22 protein-coding genes and 1 tRNA gene are annotated in these 20,326 nt (G+C 71.9%); 6 read left to right on the plus strand and 17 right to left on the minus strand.

What is annotated here, in order from left to right; all coding sequences use genetic code 11:
• Positions 1–20 precede the first annotated feature (20 nt).
• Positions 21–896, plus strand: coding sequence for an aldo/keto reductase (locus NI26_RS13850; RefSeq protein WP_066656468.1), 876 nt, complete (start codon positions 21–23; stop codon positions 894–896).
• A 71-nt stretch (positions 897–967) separates the two neighbouring features.
• On the opposite strand, the gene NI26_RS13855 is transcribed toward NI26_RS13850, so the two are convergent.
• Positions 968–1,465 carry a hypothetical protein gene (locus NI26_RS13855; RefSeq protein ID WP_066656471.1) on the minus strand — a complete coding sequence of 166 codons (498 nt, stop codon included), beginning with the start codon at positions 1,463–1,465 and terminating at the stop codon, positions 968–970.
• 131 nt (positions 1,466–1,596) lie between these two features.
• Between NI26_RS13855 and NI26_RS13860 the strand changes: the two genes are divergently transcribed.
• Positions 1,597–2,562, plus strand: coding sequence for an NAD(P)H-quinone oxidoreductase (locus NI26_RS13860; RefSeq protein ID WP_066656474.1), 966 nt, complete (start codon positions 1,597–1,599; stop codon positions 2,560–2,562).
• Between the two features lie 6 nt (positions 2,563–2,568).
• Here the strand turns inward: NI26_RS13860 and NI26_RS13865 are convergent, their stop codons facing one another.
• The 6 genes from NI26_RS13865 to NI26_RS13890 form a co-directional block, all read right to left on the minus strand.
• On the minus strand, positions 2,569–3,309 hold the full coding sequence (locus NI26_RS13865; protein ID WP_066656477.1) for an amino acid ABC transporter ATP-binding protein: 741 nt from the start codon (positions 3,307–3,309) through the stop codon (positions 2,569–2,571).
• Complete coding sequence (locus NI26_RS13870; RefSeq protein WP_066656480.1) at positions 3,306–4,184, minus strand: amino acid ABC transporter permease; 879 nt, start codon at positions 4,182–4,184, stop codon at positions 3,306–3,308. Before NI26_RS13870 ends, NI26_RS13865 begins: the two co-directional genes overlap by 4 nt.
• 4 nt (positions 4,185–4,188) lie before the next feature.
• On the minus strand, positions 4,189–5,013 hold the full coding sequence (locus NI26_RS13875) for an ABC transporter substrate-binding protein (protein ID WP_066656483.1): 825 nt from the start codon (positions 5,011–5,013) through the stop codon (positions 4,189–4,191).
• Positions 5,014–5,108: 95 nt separating this feature from the next.
• Positions 5,109–5,633, minus strand: coding sequence for a cupin domain-containing protein (locus NI26_RS13880; RefSeq protein ID WP_235426380.1), 525 nt, complete (start codon positions 5,631–5,633; stop codon positions 5,109–5,111).
• Positions 5,630–7,027, minus strand: a complete 1,398-nt coding sequence (locus NI26_RS13885; protein WP_326998614.1) for an amidohydrolase family protein — start codon at positions 7,025–7,027, stop codon at positions 5,630–5,632. Before NI26_RS13885 ends, NI26_RS13880 begins: the two co-directional genes overlap by 4 nt.
• Positions 7,024–8,739 carry an adenosylhomocysteinase gene (locus NI26_RS13890; protein ID WP_066656486.1) on the minus strand — a complete coding sequence of 572 codons (1,716 nt, stop codon included), beginning with the start codon at positions 8,737–8,739 and terminating at the stop codon, positions 7,024–7,026. The genes NI26_RS13885 and NI26_RS13890 overlap by 4 nt, the downstream gene beginning before the upstream one ends.
• A gap of 134 nt (positions 8,740–8,873) precedes the next feature.
• On the opposite strand from NI26_RS13890, the gene NI26_RS13895 reads away from it, so the two are divergent.
• The 3 genes from NI26_RS13895 (at position 8,874) to NI26_RS13905 (ending at position 10,208) form a co-directional block, all read left to right on the plus strand.
• Positions 8,874–9,137 carry a glutaredoxin family protein gene (locus NI26_RS13895; protein ID WP_066656489.1) on the plus strand — a complete coding sequence of 88 codons (264 nt, stop codon included), beginning with the start codon at positions 8,874–8,876 and terminating at the stop codon, positions 9,135–9,137.
• A gap of 125 nt (positions 9,138–9,262) precedes the next feature.
• Positions 9,263–9,538, plus strand: a complete 276-nt coding sequence (locus NI26_RS13900) for a GlsB/YeaQ/YmgE family stress response membrane protein (protein ID WP_066656492.1) — start codon at positions 9,263–9,265, stop codon at positions 9,536–9,538.
• Between the two features lie 169 nt (positions 9,539–9,707).
• Entirely contained in the window at positions 9,708–10,208 is a 501-nt protein-coding gene (locus NI26_RS13905; protein ID WP_066656496.1) for a hypothetical protein, read from the plus strand.
• A gap of 32 nt (positions 10,209–10,240) precedes the next feature.
• Here the strand turns inward: NI26_RS13905 and NI26_RS13910 are convergent, their stop codons facing one another.
• The 4 genes from NI26_RS13910 to NI26_RS17295 form a co-directional block, all read right to left on the minus strand.
• Complete coding sequence (locus NI26_RS13910) at positions 10,241–11,689, minus strand: SPFH domain-containing protein (protein ID WP_066656505.1); 1,449 nt, start codon at positions 11,687–11,689, stop codon at positions 10,241–10,243.
• 235 nt (positions 11,690–11,924) lie between these two features.
• A complete protein-coding gene (gene nadE, locus NI26_RS13915) occupies positions 11,925–12,752 on the minus strand; it encodes an ammonia-dependent NAD(+) synthetase (RefSeq protein ID WP_066656508.1) in 828 nt (275 codons plus the stop codon).
• 76 nt (positions 12,753–12,828) lie between these two features.
• Complete coding sequence (locus NI26_RS16965; RefSeq protein WP_158407773.1) at positions 12,829–12,996, minus strand: hypothetical protein; 168 nt, start codon at positions 12,994–12,996, stop codon at positions 12,829–12,831.
• Between the two features lie 114 nt (positions 12,997–13,110).
• A complete protein-coding gene (locus tag NI26_RS17295) occupies positions 13,111–13,239 on the minus strand; it encodes a hypothetical protein (RefSeq protein WP_268746754.1) in 129 nt (42 codons plus the stop codon).
• A gap of 409 nt (positions 13,240–13,648) precedes the next feature.
• On the opposite strand from NI26_RS17295, the gene NI26_RS13920 reads away from it, so the two are divergent.
• On the plus strand, positions 13,649–14,785 hold the full coding sequence (locus tag NI26_RS13920; protein ID WP_066656511.1) for an AI-2E family transporter: 1,137 nt from the start codon (positions 13,649–13,651) through the stop codon (positions 14,783–14,785).
• Between the two features lie 480 nt (positions 14,786–15,265).
• On the opposite strand, the gene argG is transcribed toward NI26_RS13920, so the two are convergent.
• The 6 genes from argG to NI26_RS13945 all read right to left on the minus strand — a co-directional run bounded on the left by argG (position 15,266) and on the right by NI26_RS13945 (position 20,096).
• On the minus strand, positions 15,266–16,705 hold the full coding sequence (gene argG, locus NI26_RS13925; protein ID WP_066656513.1) for an argininosuccinate synthase: 1,440 nt from the start codon (positions 16,703–16,705) through the stop codon (positions 15,266–15,268).
• Between the two features lie 146 nt (positions 16,706–16,851).
• Positions 16,852–17,175, minus strand: a complete 324-nt coding sequence (locus NI26_RS16670) for a hypothetical protein (RefSeq protein ID WP_144411381.1) — start codon at positions 17,173–17,175, stop codon at positions 16,852–16,854.
• A 171-nt stretch (positions 17,176–17,346) separates the two neighbouring features.
• Positions 17,347–17,421, minus strand: a tRNA-Arg gene (locus tag NI26_RS13930).
• A 13-nt stretch (positions 17,422–17,434) separates the two neighbouring features.
• Positions 17,435–18,538, minus strand: coding sequence for an epoxide hydrolase family protein (locus NI26_RS13935; RefSeq protein ID WP_066658732.1), 1,104 nt, complete (start codon positions 18,536–18,538; stop codon positions 17,435–17,437).
• 10 nt (positions 18,539–18,548) lie between these two features.
• Positions 18,549–19,385, minus strand: coding sequence for a pentapeptide repeat-containing protein (locus NI26_RS13940; RefSeq protein ID WP_066656515.1), 837 nt, complete (start codon positions 19,383–19,385; stop codon positions 18,549–18,551).
• A 216-nt stretch (positions 19,386–19,601) separates the two neighbouring features.
• On the minus strand, positions 19,602–20,096 hold the full coding sequence (locus NI26_RS13945) for an HNH endonuclease (protein ID WP_066656516.1): 495 nt from the start codon (positions 20,094–20,096) through the stop codon (positions 19,602–19,604).
• Between the last annotated feature and the right edge of the window lie 230 nt (positions 20,097–20,326).

A 20,326-nucleotide genomic window follows, 5' to 3' on the forward strand; every position in this document is an offset into this window, starting at 1 on the left:
GACCGGCGCAAGCTGGGCGCATGAAGCAACGAGTCATCGGAGACGTGTCGGTCAGCGCGATCGGACTGGGCGGGATGCCCATGTCGATCGAGGGGCGGCCCGACGAGCGACAGGCGATCGCGACCATCCACGCCGCCCTCGAGGCGGGCGTCACCCTCATCGACACCGCGGACGCCTACCACCAGGCGGCCAAGGACGAGGTCGGGCACAACGAGGAGCTCATCGCGAAGGCGATCCGCGAGTTCCACGGCGACACCGACGCGGTGCTCGTCGCCACGAAGGGCGGCCACCTGCGGCCGGAACCGGGCGCGTGGGCGCAGGACGGCCGACCGGAGTACCTCAAGGAGGCCGCGAAGGCCTCGGCGAAGCGCCTCGGTGTCGACGCCGTCGGCCTGTACCAGTTCCACCGGCCGGACCCGTCGGTGCCCTACGCGGACTCGATCGGGGCACTCGCGGAGCTCCTCGACGAGGGCGTCATCCGCATGGCGGGCATCTCGAACGCCGACCCCGACCAGATCCGTGAGGCGAACGAGGTCCTGGGCGGCCGCCTCGTCTCGGTGCAGAACCAGTTCTCACCGGCGTTCCGGTCGAGCGAGCCGGAGCTCGAGCTGTGCGACGAGCTCGGCATCGCGTTCCTGCCGTGGAGCCCCCTCGGCGGTATCGCGAAGGCCGCCGACCTGGGGACCGCGTACGAGGACTTCGCCGTCATCGCCCGCGAGCGCGACGTGTCGCCGCAGGTCGTGGCGCTGGCGTGGGAGCTGCAGAAGAGCGACGTGGTGATCCCGATCCCGGGTGCGTCGCGGCCGCAGTCGATCCTGGACTCGGTCGTCGCGGCGACGGTGAAGCTCCGCGACGAGGACGTCGCCCGGCTCGACGCTGCTCGACCGGCGGCCTGACGGGCCGGAGCACCCGCACGACGACGCCCCGTCCACCGATCGGTGGACGGGGCGTCGTCGTGCTGCGGCGGTCAGGACGAGCAGGCCTGCTGAAAGTCGGTCCCCGCGTCCTGGACCTTCTGCGTGGTGTCCGAGAACGCCGACAGGTCCGCCGACTGCGGGTCCGCCGTGATCGCCTTGATCTGCGTCAGCATGTCGGTGTACGCCGACCGGAACGCCTCGGCCTTCGGCTTGACGTCGGCGTTCTGCACCGCGTCGACGCCGTCGGACAGCGACTGGTCGAACTCCTCGAGCTTCGCGACGGCTGCCTGTGGGTCCGACTGCAGCTCGGTGACCTGCGACTGCAGGCCCTTCGCGGCGTCCTCGACCTTCGACTGGAACGCGTTGCACGCCTCGGCCTTGCTCTGGGAAGCGGCCTGCGGCGCCGCGGAGCTCGGGGCCGAGGAGGCTGCCGAGGACGACGAACCGGAGCCCTCGGCGCCGCCGTTCCCGGAGCCCCCGTTCGAGCAGCCGGCGAGCAGTGCGACGGCGAGTGCCGCGGTCGCGACGGCGATGGTCTTCCTGGACATGGACGTCCCCCCTGGTCGTGCCCGCGCGACGGAGCGGCGCGGATCGGCACCGACGGTACACGGCGTCCGTCGGGCCTGCCGTGCCACGAGCCGTGCCGGTCTGCCCTGCCGCGGGGCGTACGGTCGAGGGCATGCAGGCGATCACGGCACACGACGGCGGACTCCGACTCGACGAGCACCCGGACCCGGTCGCCGGGCCGGGCGAGGTCCTCGTCGAGGTGGCAGCGGCCGGGGTCAACAACGCCGACCTGCAGCAGGTCGCGGGCAACTACCCGCCGCCGCCCGGCGCGTCCGATGTGCTGGGCCTCGAGGTCTCCGGGACGGTCCGCGCGCTCGGCGACGGCGTGGACGGGTTCGCGGTCGGTGACCGGGTGTGCGCGCTGCTGTCGGGTGGCGGCTACGCGACCCTCGTGGCCGTGCCCGCGGCCCAGGTGCTGCCGGTGCCCGACGGCGTGGACCTGGTCGAGGCCGCGGGACTGCCCGAGGCCGCGTGCACGGTGTACTCGAACGTGGGGATGATCGCGGGGCTCCGGCCCGGGCAGACCCTGCTGGTGCACGGCGGCACGGGCGGCATGGGATCGCACGCGGTCGTGTGGGCGAAGGCGCTCGGTGCCCGGGTGATCGCGACGAGCGGCGGGGAGCGGAAGGTGCGTGCTTCGAGGGAGCTCGGCGCCGATCTCGTGGTGGACCACCGCACCGAGGACTTCGTCGAGCGCGCCCGCGACTTCACCGACGGCCGCGGGGTCGACGTCGTGCTGGACGTCGTCGGGGCGGACTACCTCGCGAAGCACCTCGACGTGCTCGCCCCGAACGGGCACATCGCCGTGATCGCGGCGGGCAGCGGGCAGAAGGGCGAGCTCGACTTCGGCGCGATGATGCGGAAGCGTGCGACCATCAGCGCGACGACGCTCCGAGCCCGGCCGCTCGACGAGAAGGCCGCCATCGTCGCCGCCGTCCGCGAGCACGTCTGGCCGCTCGTCGCCGACGGCAGCGTCCGACCGATCGTCGACTCGGTGGTCCCGCTCGCCGAGGCAGCGGAGGCACACCGCCGGGTCCGCGACGGCGAGGTCATCGGCAAGGTGCTGCTCGCCGTGTGACCCGCGTCAGGCGTGGACGCGGGACAGGAACTCGACGAGCGCCGGGTGCTGCGGCCGGTCGAGCACGTCGGCCGGCGCGCCCTGCTCGACCACCTCGCCCTGGTGCAGGAACACGATGCGGTCGGCGACGTTCCGGGCGAAGGACATCTCGTGGGTGGTCATCAGGATCGTGGCGCCCTGCTCCTTGAGCTCGCGGACGAGGTCGAGCACCTCGCCGACGAGCTGCGGGTCGAGGGCGCTCGTCACCTCGTCGAGCAGGAGCAGCTCCGGCGACGTCGCGATCGCCCGCACCACGGCGACGCGCTGCTGCTGCCCGCCGGAGAGCCGGTCCGGGTACGCCCCGGCGAAGTCGCCCAGTCCGATCCGGTCGAGCAGTCGGCGGGCGGTCGCCTCCGCCTCGGCCCGGGCGATGCCGTGCACCCGACGGGACGCGAGCGTGACGTTGTCGAGCACCCGCATGTGCGGGAACAGGTTGAACTGCTGGAAGACCACGCCGATCCGGGCGCGGGTGGCGTCGACGTCGGTGCGGGGGTCGGCGATGTCCGTCCCCTGGAGCAGGATCTCGCCGTCGTCGATGCCCTCGAGCAGGTTCACCGTCTTCAGCAGTGTCGACTTGCCGGAACCGGACGCCCCGATGACGCAGATGACCTCGTGGCGGTGCACGGTCAGGTCGATCCCCCGCAGGACCTCGTGCTCGCCGAACGTCTTGCGCAGTCCGCGCAGTTCCAGGACCACCGACTCGCTCACACGGTCCCCCCGATCTGCTCGCGACGCTGCTGCCGTCGAGCGATGGCATCCGTCACCCGGATGAGCGGGAGGCTGATCACGACGAACAGCAGCCCCGCGACGAGGTACGGCGTGAAGTTGTAGGTCTCGGCCTGTGCGATCTGAGCGCTCCGCACCGCGTCGACGGCGCCGAGGATCGACACCAGGCCGACGTCCTTCTGCATCGAGACGAAGTCGTTCATGAGCGCCGGGGTGACCTTGCGGATCGCCTGGGGCAGCACGACCAGCCGCAGCGTCCCGGCATGGGACAGGCCGAGCGACCGGGCGGCGAGGCGCTGGGACGGGTGCACGGCCTCCATGCCGGCGCGGAGCACCTCGGCGACGTAGGACGAGTACGTGAGCACGATCGCGATGGTGCCCCAGACCTCCGGGGGTTGCCGCGGGAAGATGCCGAGCCCCGGGATGCCGAAGCCGACCAGGTAGAGCACGATGATGAGCGGCAGACCCCGGAACAGGTCGGTGTAGGCGGTGGCGAGCATCCGCAGCGGGAAGAACACCGGGTTCCGCAGCCCCCGCACGACGGCGAGCAGGGTCCCGAGCACGGCGACGCCGATCGCGCTGAAGAACAGGATCCGGATGTTCAGCCACAGCCCGAGCAGGACGGCCGGGAAGGTGTCGATCGCCGTCTGCGGATCGAAGAACGACTGCTGCACCGCGGCCCAGCCGGGCGTGTTCACGACGCCGAGCCAGACGACCGCGATCACGACGAGCGTCGAGACGACCGACACGACGACCGAGCGGCGGCCGCGCTGCCGACGGTAGAGCCGTCGTTCGAGCTCGACCTGGCTCGGCGCTGGAGCGGTCACCGGGGTGCCGGCACCTGCTGGGGCGGTCACCGGGCTACTTCAGGACGGGGGTGTTCGTCTCCGAGGAGAGCCACTTCGTCTGCAGGTCGGCGAGCGTGCCGTCGCTCTCCAGGGCCTCGAGGGCCTTGTCGACCTTGCTCGTCAGCGCGGAGCCCTTCGGCAGCACGAAGCCGAACTGGTCGCCGGAGCCGTCCTCGGGGAACTGCGCCGAGACCGTGCCGTCGTCGAGCTGCGCGGCGGCCATGTAGAACGCCGTCGGCAGGTCGGTCACGATCGCGTCGATCTGCCCCGACTTCAGCGCCAGCACGGCGTCGTCGTTCGAGTTGAACACCTGCGGAGTGACGCCGAGCACGTCCTTCACGGAGCTGATGCTCGTGGAGCCCGAGGCGACACCGATCGTGTCGCCCTTCAGTGCGGCGACGGTGGTGTCCTTCGCGGCCTTCGACCCCGACGTCGTCACGACGGCCTGCGTGGTCGTGTAGTACGGCGTGGACATGTCGACGGCCTTCTTGCGCTTCGCGTCGATCGAGAACTGCTGGACGTTGAGGTCCCAGTCCTTCGGGCCGGGGGCGATGGCGCTGTCGAAGGTGCTGCGCTTCCAGACGACGTCGCCTTTCGCGTAGCCCATCTCCTTCGCGACCGCGTAGGCCACGGCGGACTCGAAGCCCTTGCCGGACTGCGGGTCGTCGTCCTCCACCCAGGGCGAGTAGGCCGGCTGGCCGGTCGCGATCGTGAGCTTGCCGTCCGTGACGGTGCCGTCGCTCCCGGCGCTGCTCCCACCGGCGGAGCAGGCGGCGAGCGCGAGGGCGGCGACCGTGGCGGTGGCGACGGCAAGGGACAGACGGCGGGTGCGGGTCACGGGAGGGCCTTCGTCAGCGGGACAGAGCGGGGTGGAGCGGGCAGGAGGCAGTGTACCGGCGCGTGGGATACCACCGCGACGCGGATGACCGTCGACTACGCGGTCGCGGCGTCGCCGTCGGTGTCGCCCGCCATCGTGAAGTCGTCGAACGAGAACCCGGGCGACACCATGCAGCTGAGGAGCACCTCGCCGTCGCCGGGCAGGGTGCGCTGCCAGACCCCACCGCGCACGAAGGCCTGGGCGTCGTGCAGCCGGTGCCGGCCGGCGTCCGGGCCGAGGGTGATCCGGTCCCCGGGCTCGGGCCGGTCGCCGGAGCCGCCGAGCTCGAGCACGACGGTGTCCGGCCCGTGCCACATCCAGATCTCGTCGCTCGTGACACGGTGCCAGGCGGAGGCCTCGCCCGGGGGCAGCAGGAAGTGGATGAGGGTCGCGGCGGGACGCTCGCCGGCCGGGGTCTCGACGGTCGAGGGCGAGGTCCACGTGCGCACGTACCAACCGCCCTCCGGGTGCGGCTCCATGCCGAGGGCGGCCGCGCGCTGCGGGACGTCGAGCCACTCGATCAGCTCGCCGCCGACGGTGCGGCGGGCGACCATGCCGGGGCGGGGTGCGGTGTCGGTCATCGTTCCTCCTGGGGACGGACGTGGTGGGGGACGGGGCCCCGGGTGGGGGCTGTCTCGGGGTCGAGCGGGTGCACGGTGCCGTCGGTGGCCCGCACGACGCCGCGGACGATCGTCGCGACGGCGCGGCCGGCACCGTCCTCGACGAGTTCGGCGAGTGCGTCGGGCACGGTCCGGGCGTCGACGTCGAACACGGCCAGGTCGGCTCGTGCCCCGACGGCGAGGTGTCCGACGCGGTCCGGCCCGACCGCCGTCCCCATCGCGTGCGCGCCACCGAGGGTCGCCGCCGCCAGCAGCCGCTCGTGCAGGTCGCGGTGCGCGTACCCCTGGGCGCGGGCGATGCGGTGCAGTGCGGTGACGTCGGCCATCGGGTCGAGGGACGGCGACGACGACAGGGAGTCGGTGCCGATCGCGATCGGGCTGCCCTCGCGCAGGTAGTCCGCGACGGGCGGCGGGTCGAGGCCGATGACGGCGTTCGACCGGGGGCAGAGCGCGACCGTGGTCCCGCGTGCCCGCAGGAGGGCTCGGTCGGACGCGGTCACGTACACGCCGTGCGCGATGTGGCAGTCGGGGCCCAGCACGCCCAGCCGGTCGACGAACGCGGTGGCACTGGCGCCGAAGCCGAGCGCCCGCATGGCCCGGAAGGACGGCACGTTCGCCAGGTGCCAGTCCGCGGTGTGCCCGACGCCGTCGACGCCCTCGAGCCCCGGGACCGGCCCGAGCGAGACCCGCTCCCCCTCGAACGCCGCCTCGCCCAGGTGCAGGTGCAGCCGGAGCCCCCGCTGGCGCACGATGTCCGGCAGTTCGAGCAGCGGTGCCACGTCGAGGGAGTACGGCGCGTGCGGCGACAGCCCCGCCCCGGGCGTGGTCGGGATCCGTGCGAGCTCGTCGAGCACCTGGTCGCGCCCGTGGGACTCCCACGCCGCGTTCTCCCAGTCCATGACCTCCCAGTAGGCGATCCCGCCGAGGCGGTGCTGCTCCAGGACGTCGGCCGCCTCGATGTCGGTCACCACGTCCGCGATGCTCGTGACGCCCGCCGCGATCGATGCGACGGCGCCCGCGGACGCCTCCGCCCGCCAGTCGTGCGGGAGCGCGTAGTCCACGTTGAACGCAGCCGCCCAGTCCTCGAAACCCGCGTACTGCCGTTGACCGACACCGGACATGCCGGTGTACTGCAGGTGCGTGTGCGCGTTGACGAGACCCGGCAGGAGCGCGCCCCGCCAGCGCCGCTCCGTGCACGTGCGCCCGGCGGCGTCGAGCTGGTCGACCACCCACGACCGGTCGCCGACGTGCAGGATCCGTCCGTCCTGCACCGCGACCGCCCCGTCGGCGATCGGCGGTGCCGTCATCGGCACGACGACGCGCGCCGAGTGCACCACGACCGGCGACGCGGTCACCGGGGTGTCCCGAACCGGTGCGTCCGCACGTCTCGCTCGCGGTCGGCGGGCTGCTCGGCGATCCGGACGGGAGGAGCGACCCGGCTCCCCCACGCGGCGAGCGCGACGCGGGCGGTCGCCTCGTCCACCGCGGGGTCGACCGGCACGACGGCGCGCGGGAGTTCGTCGCCGCGCTCGAGCAGCATCCGGAGGGCGCCGAGCTGCACCGCGAAGGACAGGTCCATGATCTCGACGGGGTTGCCCTCGGCGGCGCTCGTGTTCACCCCGTTGCCCCCGGCGAGGACGAGCACCTGGTGGCCGTCCGGCCAGGTCAGGCGCTCCACGTGCTGCGCCACGGCCGTCCGGACCGCACCGGCGGAGGCCGCCGCGGACAGGGCGACCTCGTCGTCGACGCCCCCCGCGACGGACACGACCGCACCGACCGCGCACGCGCGCAGGACCGTGTGGTCCACGGTGTCCGCCACCCCGGAGGCACTCACCACGAGGTCGGCGTCGCGCACCGCGTCGACGAACGGTGCGACCGCGTGCCCGGCGAAGCGCGCCTGCAGGGCGCGGACCGGGTCGACCTCGGCGACCGTGACCCGGAAGCCGAGCGCGACGAGGACCTGGGCGACCCCCTCGCCGACGGGACCGAAGCCGGCGACGACCGCCGTGCCTCCCGGCCGGACCCGGTGCACGGCGGACGGGAGCGGGTCGACCAGGTCGAGCGTCGCGAACACCGTGGACTGGCCGGTGCCGAAGCGGTTGTCGAAGCAGGTCTTGGCGCGGGCGTCGTTCACGGCGACCACGGGGATGCCGAGCTCGCCGCGCTCGGCCATGACGCGGAGGGGTCGGAGGCCGCTCGTCGTCTCCTCCGCGGCGCCGAGCATGGTCGGCAGCAGCTCGGGCCGCTCCTGGTGCGCGAGGCGGATCAGGTGCGAGCCGTCGTCGAGGAGCACGTGCGGACGCGTGTCGAGCATCGCCAGGGCGAGACGGTGCTGCTCGGCGAGCGAGGCCGTGCTGTCCGCGTGGACCGGCATCCCGGCGCGGCGGAGCACGTCCGCGACCGCGTCGTCCGTCTCGTCGGCGTGCGCGTACACGACGACCTCGGCGCCCGCGTCGCGCAGGAGCAGGCTGAGCACGGCCGTCTTCGGCTCGAGCACCATCGCGACGCCGATCCGGGTACCGCGGAGCAGCCCGCCGTCGCGGAGCTCCGCGGCGACGGCACGGGCGACCGGCATCGACCTGCGCGCCCAGCGGATGCGGTCCTCGGCGGCGGGGTCGTCCTCGGGCTCCCGACCGGTGGAGACGAGGAACACGTCGTCGGAGAGCGTCGGGACGGCGAGCACCCCGGGGCGGGCCGGGGCGACCGGGCCGAAGGCGTCCTCGTCGACCGCGGGGGCGTACCGGCCGGCGTCCACCACCACGAGGGTGGCGCCGCGGGGCCGGTCGGTCTCGCGCTCGACGGCAGCGGTCGACTCGTCCGGGTCGCCGAGGCACCAGAGCTGGTCGATCGGCTCGTCGTCGACCGGCTCGTGGTCCGCGGGGGCGGGGTCCGCCGCGGTGCGTGCACCGAGCCCGGTGAGCAGTGCGACGAGCGCCGCGGCGTCACGCGGGTCGCCGCCGAGCACACGGACGGTGCGGCCGGCGACGAGGAGGTTGGTCGCCGCGGCGAAGCGTCGGACGGCTGCCGCGGCCCATGCGGCCCGCTCGGGGTCGGGTCGCTGCGGCATGGGGCCATCGTAGGGCGTGCGGGTCGGCGCGGAGTCGCGCGGGCTGACGGTCACGCGGTCACGCGGTCACACGTCGTCGGGGCGTGGGCGGTGACGCGGGAATGTCCCGCGGCCGTCGGACGTACTGTGAGGACATGACTGATGCGACGTTCGACAAGGTGACGATGTTCGGCGCGGACTGGTGCCGCGACTGCCGACGCTCGAAGGCGCTCCTCGACCGCCTCGGGGTCGACTACGACTACGTGGACGTCGAGGCGGACCTGTCCGCCGCCGACCGGGCCGAGGCCATCAGCGGCCGCAAGAACATCCCCGTCGTGGTGCTGCCGAACGGCAAGCACTTCGTGGAGCCCTCGGACACCGAGCTGCAGGCGGAGCTGGAGTCGTCCGGAGCGGTGTGACCCTCGCCTGTACCTGCGCCTCCATGCAGGCTGTGAACATGCTGGGGAAGAGCGGTGTTCAATCGGGGCCGACCCAGATCGCGGACACCCCCGGACCGCGACAGGTCTGACCCAAGGAGGACACCGTGCTCGGTCTCATCATCAGCCTCATCATCATCGGCCTCATCGCCGGCGCCCTCGCCCGGCTGATCATCCCCGGCAAGCAGCACATGTCGATCCTCATGACGATCGTGCTCGGCATCATCGGCTCGTTCGTCGGCGGCTTCCTCGGGTTCCTCATCTTCCAGCACGACCCGATGGACGGCTTCTTCCAGCCGGCCGGCATCATCGGCTCGATCATCGGTGCCGTCATCGTGCTGTTCCTCTACACGCGCTTCGCGGGTCGCGGCGCGCGCCGCTGACCACCGGCAGGCGCCACTGACCGACGTGGGGGTGTCGGAGCGGCACCACGAAGGACCCCGGACCGTGACGGTCCGGGGTCCTTCGTCGTCCCGTGCGACCGGTCGACCCCGAGCAGGGGGGGACAGGGTGCTGACGGCCGTACATCGGCCGGGGCGTAGCGTCCCCGCCATGACCGACGAGAACGAACGCCCCCGTCCCGAGGACGACGCCGCACGGCTCGGACTCGTCGTCGTCGGCGAGGCCGCCGCACTGCACGCCGGGGACGACGCCTCGCTCGACGCCAGCGAGGCGAACATCCGCGAGACCGTGGACAGCATGGTCGACGAACCCCTCACGCCCCGGCAGGAGGAGGTCATGGAACGCCTCGCTGCCGCTGGCGGCACCCTCACCGCGGGCCTGAGCGGCGCACTCGCAGCGAAGACCGGCGGGCAGGTCGAGGACGTGCTCGAGGGCGCCGCCCGCAGCGTCGTCTGGCAGCAGCGTCTGGCCGCCGAGCGGGACGCGCTGCAGGGACGGCCGCAGGAGTCGACCGACGGCGACCCGGTCACCGACGGCGACCCGGTCACCGACGGCGACCCGGCCACCGACAGCGACCCGGTTGAGGACCAGCGCGAGGACGCCGGCGGCCAGCAGCGACACCGGGACGACGACGGGCGCGACCGGGGCTGACCCGACCGCGCCCGTGCGCACGACCGTGTCCGTCAGTCGACCGGCGCGGCGTCCTGTTCACGCGCGACCGCCCGGGCAGCGGCCTGGCCGGTCGTCGTGCTCTTCACGATGTCGCTCAGCGTGAAGCCGGCCGTGGTGCCGAGCAGCGCGTCGACCTCGCTGAACTGGCTCACGACGCTCTTCGACAGGGCGCCTGCGCCGTCCGAGGACACGACCGTCAGCTTGTCGATGTTGCCCATCGGCGCCGCGAGCTCGCGGGCGATGCTCGGCAGCGTCTCGAGCGCCTTCACCCGGAGCACGGCCTCGGAGTGCTGTGCGAGCGCGTCGGCCTGGGCCTTCGTCGCGTCGGCCTCGGCCTGACCCTTCGCACGGATGGCGTCGGCCGCGGCCTCACCCTCCGCACGTGAGGCGTCGGCGGCGAGCTTGCGGGCGGCAGCCTCGGCCTGGGCCTCGGCGGCGACCGCCTCGGCCGAGATCCGTCGGGCCTCGGCCTGCGCACGGGCCGTCTCGACCTGGGCAGCCGCAGCAGCCTCGGCCTCCACCCGGGTCTTGCGCGCGTTCGCCTCGGCGACCGCGCTCACCTCGGACTCGAGCTCGGCACGACGGAGCTCGGCGCGCTTCTGCGCCGTGATCTGCTCCTGTTCGACGACGCCCTGCGACGCGCGAGCCTGCGCGAGCGGACCAGCCGCTGCGGCCTCGGCCGACGCCCGATCGGCGTCGAGCTGCAGCGCCGCACGACGGATGGCGAGGGTGTTCTCGGCCTCGGCGATCGCCTGGTCGGCGGTGGCCCGGGCCTCGCGTGCCTCGCGGTCGGCCTGGGCCTCGGCGTTCTCCGCCTCGAGCCGGACGCGGGCGCGCTCGGCACGACCGAGGTCGCTGATGTAGTCGTTGCGGTCCGAGATGCCCTTGATCTCGAACGAGTCGACGTCGAGACCCTGGCTGTGCAGGGCGTCCTTGGCGACGTCGAGGACCGCCACCGTGAGCTGGTCGCGGTTGCGGATGATCGTCGACACGTCGGTCGCGCCGATCGACGCGCGGAGCGAACCGGACAGGACCTCGCGCGCGAAGTCGTCGATCTTCTTCTCCTGGCCGAGGAAGCGCTGCGCAGCAGCACGGATCGACGCATCGGCCTCGCCCACCTTGACGAGCGCCACGGCCTCGACGTCGATCGTGACGCCGCGGGAGTCCTGCGCGTTCACGTTGATGTCGATGGCACGCGAGGACAGCGAGATCTTCGCCACCCGCTCGAAGAACGGTCGGACGAGCACACCCGCACCGAGGACGACCTTGATGCCGGACTCGACGGTCTCGGTGCCGTCGGGGTTCTTGACCTTCCGCGACCGCTTCCCGGTGATGATGATCGCCTCGTCCGCACCGGCGTTGCGGTAGACGAGCTTGGCGTACACGAGCGCGATCACGGCGAGGACGATGATCCCCACGATGACGAGCGGGACGGCGCCGAGTGCGAGCAGGACTTCCATGATTCCCCCCAGCGGCCCCGGCACGGTCGGTCGTGACCGGGATTCCGCATCTGTTGTTCCGTTGCGCCCATCCTAGGAGCGCGGGGACCGCAGCGGCAGGACGGCGACCGGAGTTGTGGAGAACCGGACGGCCACCAGGACCGACCGGCCACGCCACACGGTCGCACGCACGACGGGAGGCGCGCTGCAGGTCGGGACCTGCACCGCGCCTCCCGTCCGGTCCAGCGCTGTGGCGCTACGCGCCCTGCTGCCACCAGCTGTCGAAGGGCGTCGCGGGCACGCGACGCTTGTGCTCGGTCGCTCGGTAGCGCGACTCGATCGCCTCGGCGACCTCGTCGGGGACGTCGTGCCCCTGCAGGTACGCGTCGATCTCGACGTAGGTCAGGCCGAGGTTGGCCTCGTCGGTCTGCCCGGGCAGGTCGTCGAGCAGGTCCGCGGTCGGCGCCTTCTCGTACAGGCGAGCCGGCGCCCCCAGGTGCTCGAGGAGCTGCCGCCCCTGGCTCTTCGTCAGCCCGGTCAGCGGGGTGAGGTCGACGCCGCCGTCGCCGTACTTCGTGAAGAAGCCCGTCACGGCCTCGGCCGCGTGGTCCGTACCGACGACCAGCAGTCCGCGCTGCCCGGCCACGGCGTACTGGGCGACCATGCGCATGCGCGCCTTGACGTTGCCCTTCACGAAGTCGCTGAGCGCGACGCCGGACGCCGCGGTGTCCTGCACCACGCCGTCGACGCCGTGCTCGATGTTCACCACGATGCCGGGGTCGGCGGCGATGAACTGCAGCGCGAGCTGCGCGTCGTCCTCGTCGGCCTGAACCCGGTACGGCATGCGGACGGTGACGAACTCGGCCTCGCGTCCCTCCGCGCGGAGGGACTCGACGGCGAGCTGGGTGAGCCGCCCCGCGAGCGTGGAGTCCTGCCCGCCGCTGACGGCGAGGACGAACCCCTTCGCGCCGGTCGTGGTCAGGTAGTCACGCAGGAACGCGACACGGCGGGCGACCTCCTGCTCGGGGTCGATGGTCGGCTGGACGTCGAGGTCCGCAGCGATGGTGGCTTGGAGTTCACGCACCCGACCAGTATCCCGCCGCACCGTCGCGCACGACCGGATTCACCGGAGGCACGCGGCTGGTGTTCACCCGTTCGACTCAGGCGACCGTCGGGGCAGCGGGGTGCCGGATGGTGTTGTCGTGGTCGGCACCGATCGCGCACGTGCAGACCACGCGGAGCATCTCGTCGGTCCGGGTGAGCCGGAAGCGTTCGACGTGCGGCGGACCGACGTGACGGTCGAACGGATGGGTGTCGTGGTCGTGCACGTCGGGTCCTCCCTGATCCGGGTCCCGCTGGTGAGACGGGACGGGCCACACGGCCCCTGCCGAGGATCATCCGCGCGCAGGCAGGACGGCGCGAGCCCCCGTCCGGGGGCCGCGTCAGACCTGCTCGCCGAGGAAGTCCGCGTACGAGGGTTCGTCGTGCTCGGGACCGGCGGGCACGGAGGCGTCCGAGGTGCCGCCGACGCGGTCGGCGATCAGCTCGGCGACCTCCTCGGGTGAGCGCATGCCGTGACGGTGCCAGTCCTCGACGGGACGGGGCGTCACGAGAGCACCTGCAGGGTCGTGGCGGCGAAGGTGGAGACGGGGGTGCGGGTGTGCCCCGCCGGGAAGTCGAGGTGCGTGCAGCACGGGTACGTGGCGGTCATGAGGACCAGCCCTTCATCGAGGTGTTGCTCACCCCGGATCCGACCGGGCCGTCCCGCTGTGCCAGACCCCGCGGACCGCGAGGGCATCGTGACGACGGGACCCTGTGAGTGAACCCGGTGACCCCAGCGTAGAAGCGGGACAGGAGCGCGTCCAGGTCGATGCGCTTAGCGGCGTCCCCGGACGTCCCCGGCCGCGGGTCGGCTGCGTCGGGACCGCGGGTCGGCTGCGTCGGTAGCGTGGAGGCTCCGCACCACCACCGAGGAGCCTCATGCCCCTGTTCGGCAACCACCCCGCCACGTCCGACGCGACACCGGGACCACTCGCCCGCAAGTGGACCGACGGGTTCGGCAGTCTCGCGACCCGGTGCCTGCAGGTGATCGTCGTGCTCGTGATCGCGATCGGCATCGTGTACGCCGCCGCGACCCTGAGCGTCGTGACGATCCCGGTGCTCCTCGCCCTGATCATCGCGTCCGCCATGCACCCGGTCGTGTCCTGGCTCCGACGGCACAAGGTGCCCTCGGTGCTCGCGACCCTCGCGGTCCTGCTCGGCGTCCTCGTCGTGCTCGGCCTCGTCGCTTGGCTGATCGTCGTCGCGGTCATCTCGCAGTGGCCCGACCTGCAGAAGTCGGCGATCAGCGGTTTCCAGCAGCTGCAGGACACCGTCGCGCACCTGCCGTTCTCGATCTCCGACCAGCAGGTCGACCAGGTGGTGAACGGCGTCCAGGACTTCCTGACCAGCTCGCAGTTCGGGTCGGGCGCCCTGGCCGGGGCGTCGGCCACCGCGAACTTCCTGACCGGCCTGGTGCTGATGATCGTCGTGCTGTTCTTCTTCCTCAAGGACGGGCCGGCGATCTGGGAGTTCCTGCTCCGTCCGTTCACCGGCGCCCGGTACGAGCGTGCACGCCGCGTCGGTGACCGCGTCGTGCAGACCCTCGGCGGCTACGTCCGCGGCACGGCGAGCGTCGCGGCGGTCGACGCGATCGGCATCGGCGTCGGGCTGGCGATCGTCGGGGTGCCGCTCGCGCTCCCCCTCGCCGTCGTCGTGTTCATCACCGCGTTCATCCCGATCGTCGGCGCCACCGCCGCGGGCATCCTCGCCGCGCTCGTCGCCCTCGTCGCGAACGGCCCCGTGGCCGCGCTGATCGTCGTGGGCATCGTGGTGCTCGTCAACCAGCTCGAGGGCAACCTGCTGCAGCCGGTGCTGATGGGCAAGACGCTCAAGCTGCACGGCCTGGTGATCCTGATCGGCCTGACCGCGGGCACCGTACTCGCGGGCATCACCGGCGCGATCATCTCGGTGCCGCTCCTCGCGGCGGCCTGGGGCGCCGTGCAGGTGTGGGGCGGTCCGGACCGGCCGGCGGAGCCGTGGCGCCAGAAGCGGCCGGAGACCGCCGAGCGGCGGTAGCGGGTCCCACGGGACGGACGGGAGGCGCGGTGCCGGTCGGTACCGCGCCTCCCGTCCGTCGTGTGGGCGCGTCGGCGGCTGGTCGCGGCAGCGCGGCGCTGTCGTACGACGCGGCCGCTGTCGCACGACGACGGTGATGTCGCACGAATCGACCTCGCTCGAGCCGGATCGGCCGAAACGACACCGCCGCTGTCGCACGACGACGGTGATGTCGCACGACCCCACCCCTACTCCCGATGCACGGGACGTCCCGCGCCGAAGCACCTGTCGATCGACCCGCGCGATGTCGGCCGATGCACCCGCGACCGATGCAGGCGCACAGGACGACACCGCGCACGTCGTTCGACGCGCGCAACGTCGAAGTACGCGTGTGCACGCGGCTCGGAAGAGCCACACGCCCTCTCCCGACGCACGCCACGGACGACGAACGGGAGCCCCTGCGCGCGGCAGGGGCTCCCGTTCGTGTCGGTGCGGTGTGTGTCAGTCGGTACCGGAGTCGAAGGCGGCGCCCTCGGACGCGGCGTCCGTCGCGCGACCGAGTGCCTCGTCCTCGCTGGACACGACGGCTCCGCCGAGGATCTCCTCGGCCTCGCCCGACTGCAGCTCGCCGACGAGTTCGCCCGTCGCGCCGCCGATCAGCCCGGCCGCCGCGTACTGCTCGAGGCGCGAGCGCGAGTCCGCGATGTCGAGGTTGCGCATCGTGAGCTGCCCGATGCGGTCGTCCGGACCGAACGCTGCGTCGCCGACACGCTCCATCGAGAGCTTGTCCGGGTGGTACGACAGCGCCGGACCCGTGGTGTCGAGGATCGTGTAGTCGTCACCACGCCGCAGGCGCAGCGTGACCTCACCGGTGACGGCGGAGGCGACCCAGCGCTGCAGCGACTCGCGCAGCATGAGGGACTGCGGGTCGAGCCACCGGCCCTCGTACATCAGACGTCCGAGACGACGACCCTCGTTGTGGTACGCCGCGACGGTGTCCTCGTTGTGGATCGCGTTGAGCAGACGCTCGTAGGCGATGTGCAGCAGGGCCATGCCCGGCGCCTCGTAGATGCCGCGGCTCTTGGCCTCGATGATGCGGTTCTCGATCTGGTCGCTCGCGCCGAGGCCGTGGCGACCACCGATGGCGTTCGCCTCGTACACGAGCGCGACGGCGTCGGCGTACTCGACGCCGTTGATGGCGACCGGGCGGCCGGCCTCGAAGCGGACCGAGACCTCTTCGGTGGCTACCACGACGTCGTCACGCCAGGCGGCGACGCCCATGATCGGCTCGACGATGTCCAGACCGCTCGAGAGCTCCTCGAGGCTCTTCGCCTCGTGCGTTGCTCCCCAGATGTTCGCGTCGGTCGAGTAGGCCTTCTCGGTGGAGTCGCGGTACGGGAACCCACGGGCGACGAGCCACTCGCTCATCTCCTTGCGACCGCCGAGCTCCTCGACGAACTCGGTGTCGAGCCACGGCTTGTAGACGCGCAGCCGCGGGTTGGCCATCAGGCCGTAGCGGTAGAACCGCTCGATGTCGTTGCCCTTGTAGGTGGAGCCGTCGCCCCAGATGTCGACCCCGTCCTCCTTCATGGCGCGGACGAGCATCGTGCCCGTCACCGCGCGGCCGAGCGGCGTGGTGTTGAAGTAGGTCTTGCCGCCGGAGCGGATGTGGAAGGCACCGGTCTGCAGGGCGACGAGGCCCTCTTCGACCAGGGCGCTCTTCGCGTCGACGATGCGGGCGATCTCGGCGCCGTACTCCTTCGCGCGACCCGGGACGGCGTCGATGTCCGGCTCGTCGTACTGGCCGATGTCGGCCGTGTACGTGCAGGGCACCGCTCCCTTCTCGCGCATCCAGGCGACCGCGCAGGAGGTGTCGAGACCTCCGGAGAACGCGATGCCGACTCGTTCGCCGACGGGGAGACTGCTCAGGACCTTGGACACGGGGTCAATCGTACGGGGCGCTGGGCCCGGGCTACCGTCCAGGGCGACGGTTGTGGAGAATTGACTGCGACGGCTGCCCGCGAGGCCACAGGGCCTGCTTCATCTGACTCCTGACGACGGCACCGCCACGAAGTGAGTCAGTCAGCTCACAACGCGACGCTTGCTCCTCGCAGGCGGCCGTACATCTCCTGACCGAGCAAGTGCTCGATGTCCGCTTCAAGTTGCCACATCAGGTTCTCATCGTCATATTCGAGGGAACTTCTATCAGACGTGAAGAACACAAAGTGCTTCTCGGCGCTTGCGCGGAACTCAGCGGAAGCTGCACCTGCTGGAGCATGCCCGGCGAGGACACTTCGCACAACGTCTTCGATAGCGGCTGTCAGCGCTACTTCGCTCGCCTTGAAATCGCCCAGTCGCACCTGAAACACAGCTGCCGCAATGGTTTGGCGGTGATTGTCAATGCTCGTCAAAACTCCCCCTTAGTCAGACGGCCAGTATGGCTCAGTAAACAAGGCCGCGCTCATGTCGCATGAGTGATGCGCTGGATGTTGATCACAGTTCCCATGAAGCATGGCTGCTGCTCGCCCGATCGTCCCGTCCGCTTTCAAGGTTCTAGCGAAACCCAGCAATCGATCTCGACGTGGTGCCCCTGGAGGGACTCGAACCCCCAACCGTTTCCTTAGGACGGAACTGCTCTTCCATTGAGCTACAGAGGCTGGCCCGTCCACTCTAGCGGCGGTACGGCTCCAGGAACGCGCAGACCTCGTCCACGAACAGCTCCGGCTGCTCGAACGGCGCGAAGTGCCCGCCCCGGTCGAGTTCGTGGTGGTGCACGAGGTTCGTCGTGCGCTCGAGCCACTCCCGCGGAGCCCGCACGATGTCGCCCGGGAACACCGAGAACCCCGACGGCACCTCCACCCGTCGACGCAGTTGCGCAGCGGGGATCGCCGCGTTCGCGTGGTACATCCGCATGGAGGACCCGATCGTCGCCGTCGCCCAGTACTCGGTCAGCAGCGCCAGGACCTCGTCCTGCGTGTACACCGACCACAGGTCGCCGCAGCAGTCACTCCACGACCGGAGCTTCTCGACGATCCACGCAGCGAGACCCGCGGGTGAGTCGGTCAGCCCGACGGCGGCGGTCTGCGGCTTCGTGCGGTGCATCACCGCGTAGGCGCCCTCGGCGGTCCGCCACCGCTCGGTCTCCTGCACGAAGGCCCGCTCCGCCGGGGACAGCTCCGTGGTGTCGATCCCGGGCCACGCCAGCCCGCCGTCGATCCGGTGCACGGCGACCACACGGTCGGGGTGGTCGAGTGCGAGGTACCGGACGACGTGCGTCCCGATGTCCCCGCCGGAGGCCGCGAACCGGTCGTACCCGAGGTCCGTCATCAGTGTCGCCCACATGCCCGCCACCTCGCGGGCATCGAGCACGCGCGGTGGCGCGTCCGAGAACCCGTACCCGGGCATGTCCGGCACGACGACGTCGAACCCGGCCTCGACGAGCATCGGCAGCACCTTGCGGTACCGCCACCCGGAGTCCGGCCACCCGTGGGCGAGCAGCAGCGGGAGGGCGTCGGGACGGCCGGATCGCGCGTGGAGCACGTGCACCCGGACGCCGTCGACGACGTGCCGCTCCGACGGCAGCGCGGCGAGCTGCTCCCGGTGCCCGTCGAAGTCGAACCCGTCGGCCCAGTACTCGACCAGCGACCGGAGCTCGTCCACGTCGACGCCGAGCGACCACCCGGTGCCGGCGGGCGCGTCCGGCCAGCGGGTGGCGCGGAGTCGGACACGGAGGTCCCCGATCGTGGCGTCGTCGATCACGGGCGTCTCGCTCATGGCTCGCACGCTACGCGCCGCCGCTGCCCCAGTGCGACGGGCGGACGACGTCAACTGGGAGCCGCGTGCGCTCGTCGCCCTGCGCCGCGTTGACCTGCATCTGGGTCAGGAAGAGGGAGCCCGAGAGGTCCGCCCCGTGCACGCGCGCACCACGCAGGTCCGCGCCGAGCAGGTCGACTCCGTCGAGGTCGGCCCCCGAGAGGTCAGCGCCGATCAGGTACGCGCCGCGGAGGTCCGCTCCGCACAGGCTGACGCCGTGGAAGCGCCGACCCATCAGGTCGGCCCCGGGCGACAGGACCGCGGGCAGGACCGTCGCGTACCCGCCCCGCACCTCGGCGCTCACCTCGACCAGGACCGCGCGGACCTCCTCGTGCAGCCCGACCAGGTCGAGCCCGAGGACCACGGTCGGCCCCTGCCCGATCGCGTCCTCGATCCGCTCCACCAACGCTGCCGACGCCTCGGGCTGGAACCTGCGGACCGCGCCCTCGGCCAGGTACCAGAGGAGGTCGTGGAGCTGTCGGACGACACGGAAGACGGCGAACATCTCGACCCGCACGTCCTGGCGCTGGTGCCGGTCCACGCCACCGTAGAGCTGTCCGGTGACGCGCTGTCCGGCACCGGCGCAGTCGAAGACGGTGCAGCCGCGGTACCCGCGTGGCCGGAGTGACTCGTGGACGGTGCACGAGAAGTCGTCGGCGAGGTTCCGGCACGGGTCGCCCGGCGCCTTGTCGACGGGGAAGTCAGCGGACCGCGTGAAGCCGAACGCGGCGCAGCAGAGGGCCGCGCAGGACCCGCAGTCGGCGCGCAGGTCGGCGCGGTCGGGTCCGGGGAACGAGGAAGAGGTCATCGGTGGTCGTCCAGTGTGTCGAGGTGGAGGTGGCGACGGCGGGGACTCCCGAGGAGTCCACCCGCAGGGCACACGCGACCACCGCCTCCTGGACGAGGCGACGAAGCAGCTGGGTCACAGCGATGAGCGGATCACTGCGGCCAGACTACGCGACGGACGGGAGGCACGGGGCGGCCCCGCCACGCGCCTCCCGTCCGTCGCGACGCCGAGCCGGCGCTACGCGGCCACCAGGTACTCGTCCCACTCCGATTGCGGGCGCTCGATCCCCCGCACCACCCAGGACGCACCGTGCGGCGCCTTCGGCCGGAAGCGCAGCCGCCACCCCATCTCCTGCGGGGTGCGGTCGCCCTTCGTGTTGTTGCAGGCCAGGCAGCAGGCGACGAGGTTCTCCCACGAGTCCTGGCCGCCGCGCGACCGGGGCTGCACGTGGTCGATCGTGGTGGCGTGCCGGTCGCAGTAGGCACAGCGGTTGGCGTCACGCCGCAGCACCCCGCGGCGCGAGACCGGCACGAGTCTCGCGTGCGGGATCCGCACGTAGCGGGTCAGGATGATGACGGACGGACGATCGAAGCTCGCGGAGGACCCCGAGACCGGGTGGTCGAGGTCGGCGGCGATGACGGCGGCCTTCTGGTTCATGACCAGCACGAGGGCCCGTCGGTCCGAGATCACCGCGAGGGGCTCGTAACCGGCGTTGAGGACGAGAGTGCGCATGGGTTCCCTTCCGACGGTGCCTGGACGGCTTCCAGGCGCTGCGGGTGCGTCGGGTCGATCGACGTCGACAGGGGACCGCGACCTGTGACCACGCCCTGAACCACGAAGAGCACCACCCGGATGGGCAGTGCTCTCGTCAGACAGGGGCGTGATGGTGCACGCAGGGGGCGGTCGACCGTATGTCCACGAGCGCGCGCCGACCCGTGGTGCGGGTCGTGCGGAACGCTGAC

It is taken from the genome of Curtobacterium sp. MR_MD2014, assembly GCF_000772085.1.
Taxonomy (GTDB): domain Bacteria; phylum Actinomycetota; class Actinomycetes; order Actinomycetales; family Microbacteriaceae; genus Curtobacterium.

Coding starts and splice junctions, on each gene's coding strand:
- NI26_RS13850 (WP_066656468.1), top strand. CDS start 21: ATGAAGCAACGAGTCATCGGAGACGTGTCGGTCAGCGCGATCGGACTG.
- NI26_RS13855 (WP_066656471.1), bottom strand. CDS start 1,465: ATGTCCAGGAAGACCATCGCCGTCGCGACCGCGGCACTCGCCGTCGCA.
- NI26_RS13860 (WP_066656474.1), top strand. CDS start 1,597: ATGCAGGCGATCACGGCACACGACGGCGGACTCCGACTCGACGAGCAC.
- NI26_RS13880 (WP_235426380.1), bottom strand. CDS start 5,633: ATGACCGACACCGCACCCCGCCCCGGCATGGTCGCCCGCCGCACCGTC.
- NI26_RS13890 (WP_066656486.1), bottom strand. CDS start 8,739: ATGCCGCAGCGACCCGACCCCGAGCGGGCCGCATGGGCCGCGGCAGCC.
- NI26_RS13895 (WP_066656489.1), top strand. CDS start 8,874: ATGACTGATGCGACGTTCGACAAGGTGACGATGTTCGGCGCGGACTGG.
- NI26_RS13905 (WP_066656496.1), top strand. CDS start 9,708: ATGACCGACGAGAACGAACGCCCCCGTCCCGAGGACGACGCCGCACGG.
- NI26_RS13910 (WP_066656505.1), bottom strand. CDS start 11,689: ATGGAAGTCCTGCTCGCACTCGGCGCCGTCCCGCTCGTCATCGTGGGG.
- NI26_RS17295 (WP_268746754.1), bottom strand. CDS start 13,239: ATGCGCTCACCCGAGGAGGTCGCCGAGCTGATCGCCGACCGCGTCGGC.
- NI26_RS13920 (WP_066656511.1), top strand. CDS start 13,649: ATGCCCCTGTTCGGCAACCACCCCGCCACGTCCGACGCGACACCGGGA.
- NI26_RS13935 (WP_066658732.1), bottom strand. CDS start 18,538: ATGAGCGAGACGCCCGTGATCGACGACGCCACGATCGGGGACCTCCGT.
- NI26_RS13940 (WP_066656515.1), bottom strand. CDS start 19,385: ATGACCTCTTCCTCGTTCCCCGGACCCGACCGCGCCGACCTGCGCGCC.
- NI26_RS13945 (WP_066656516.1), bottom strand. CDS start 20,096: ATGCGCACTCTCGTCCTCAACGCCGGTTACGAGCCCCTCGCGGTGATC.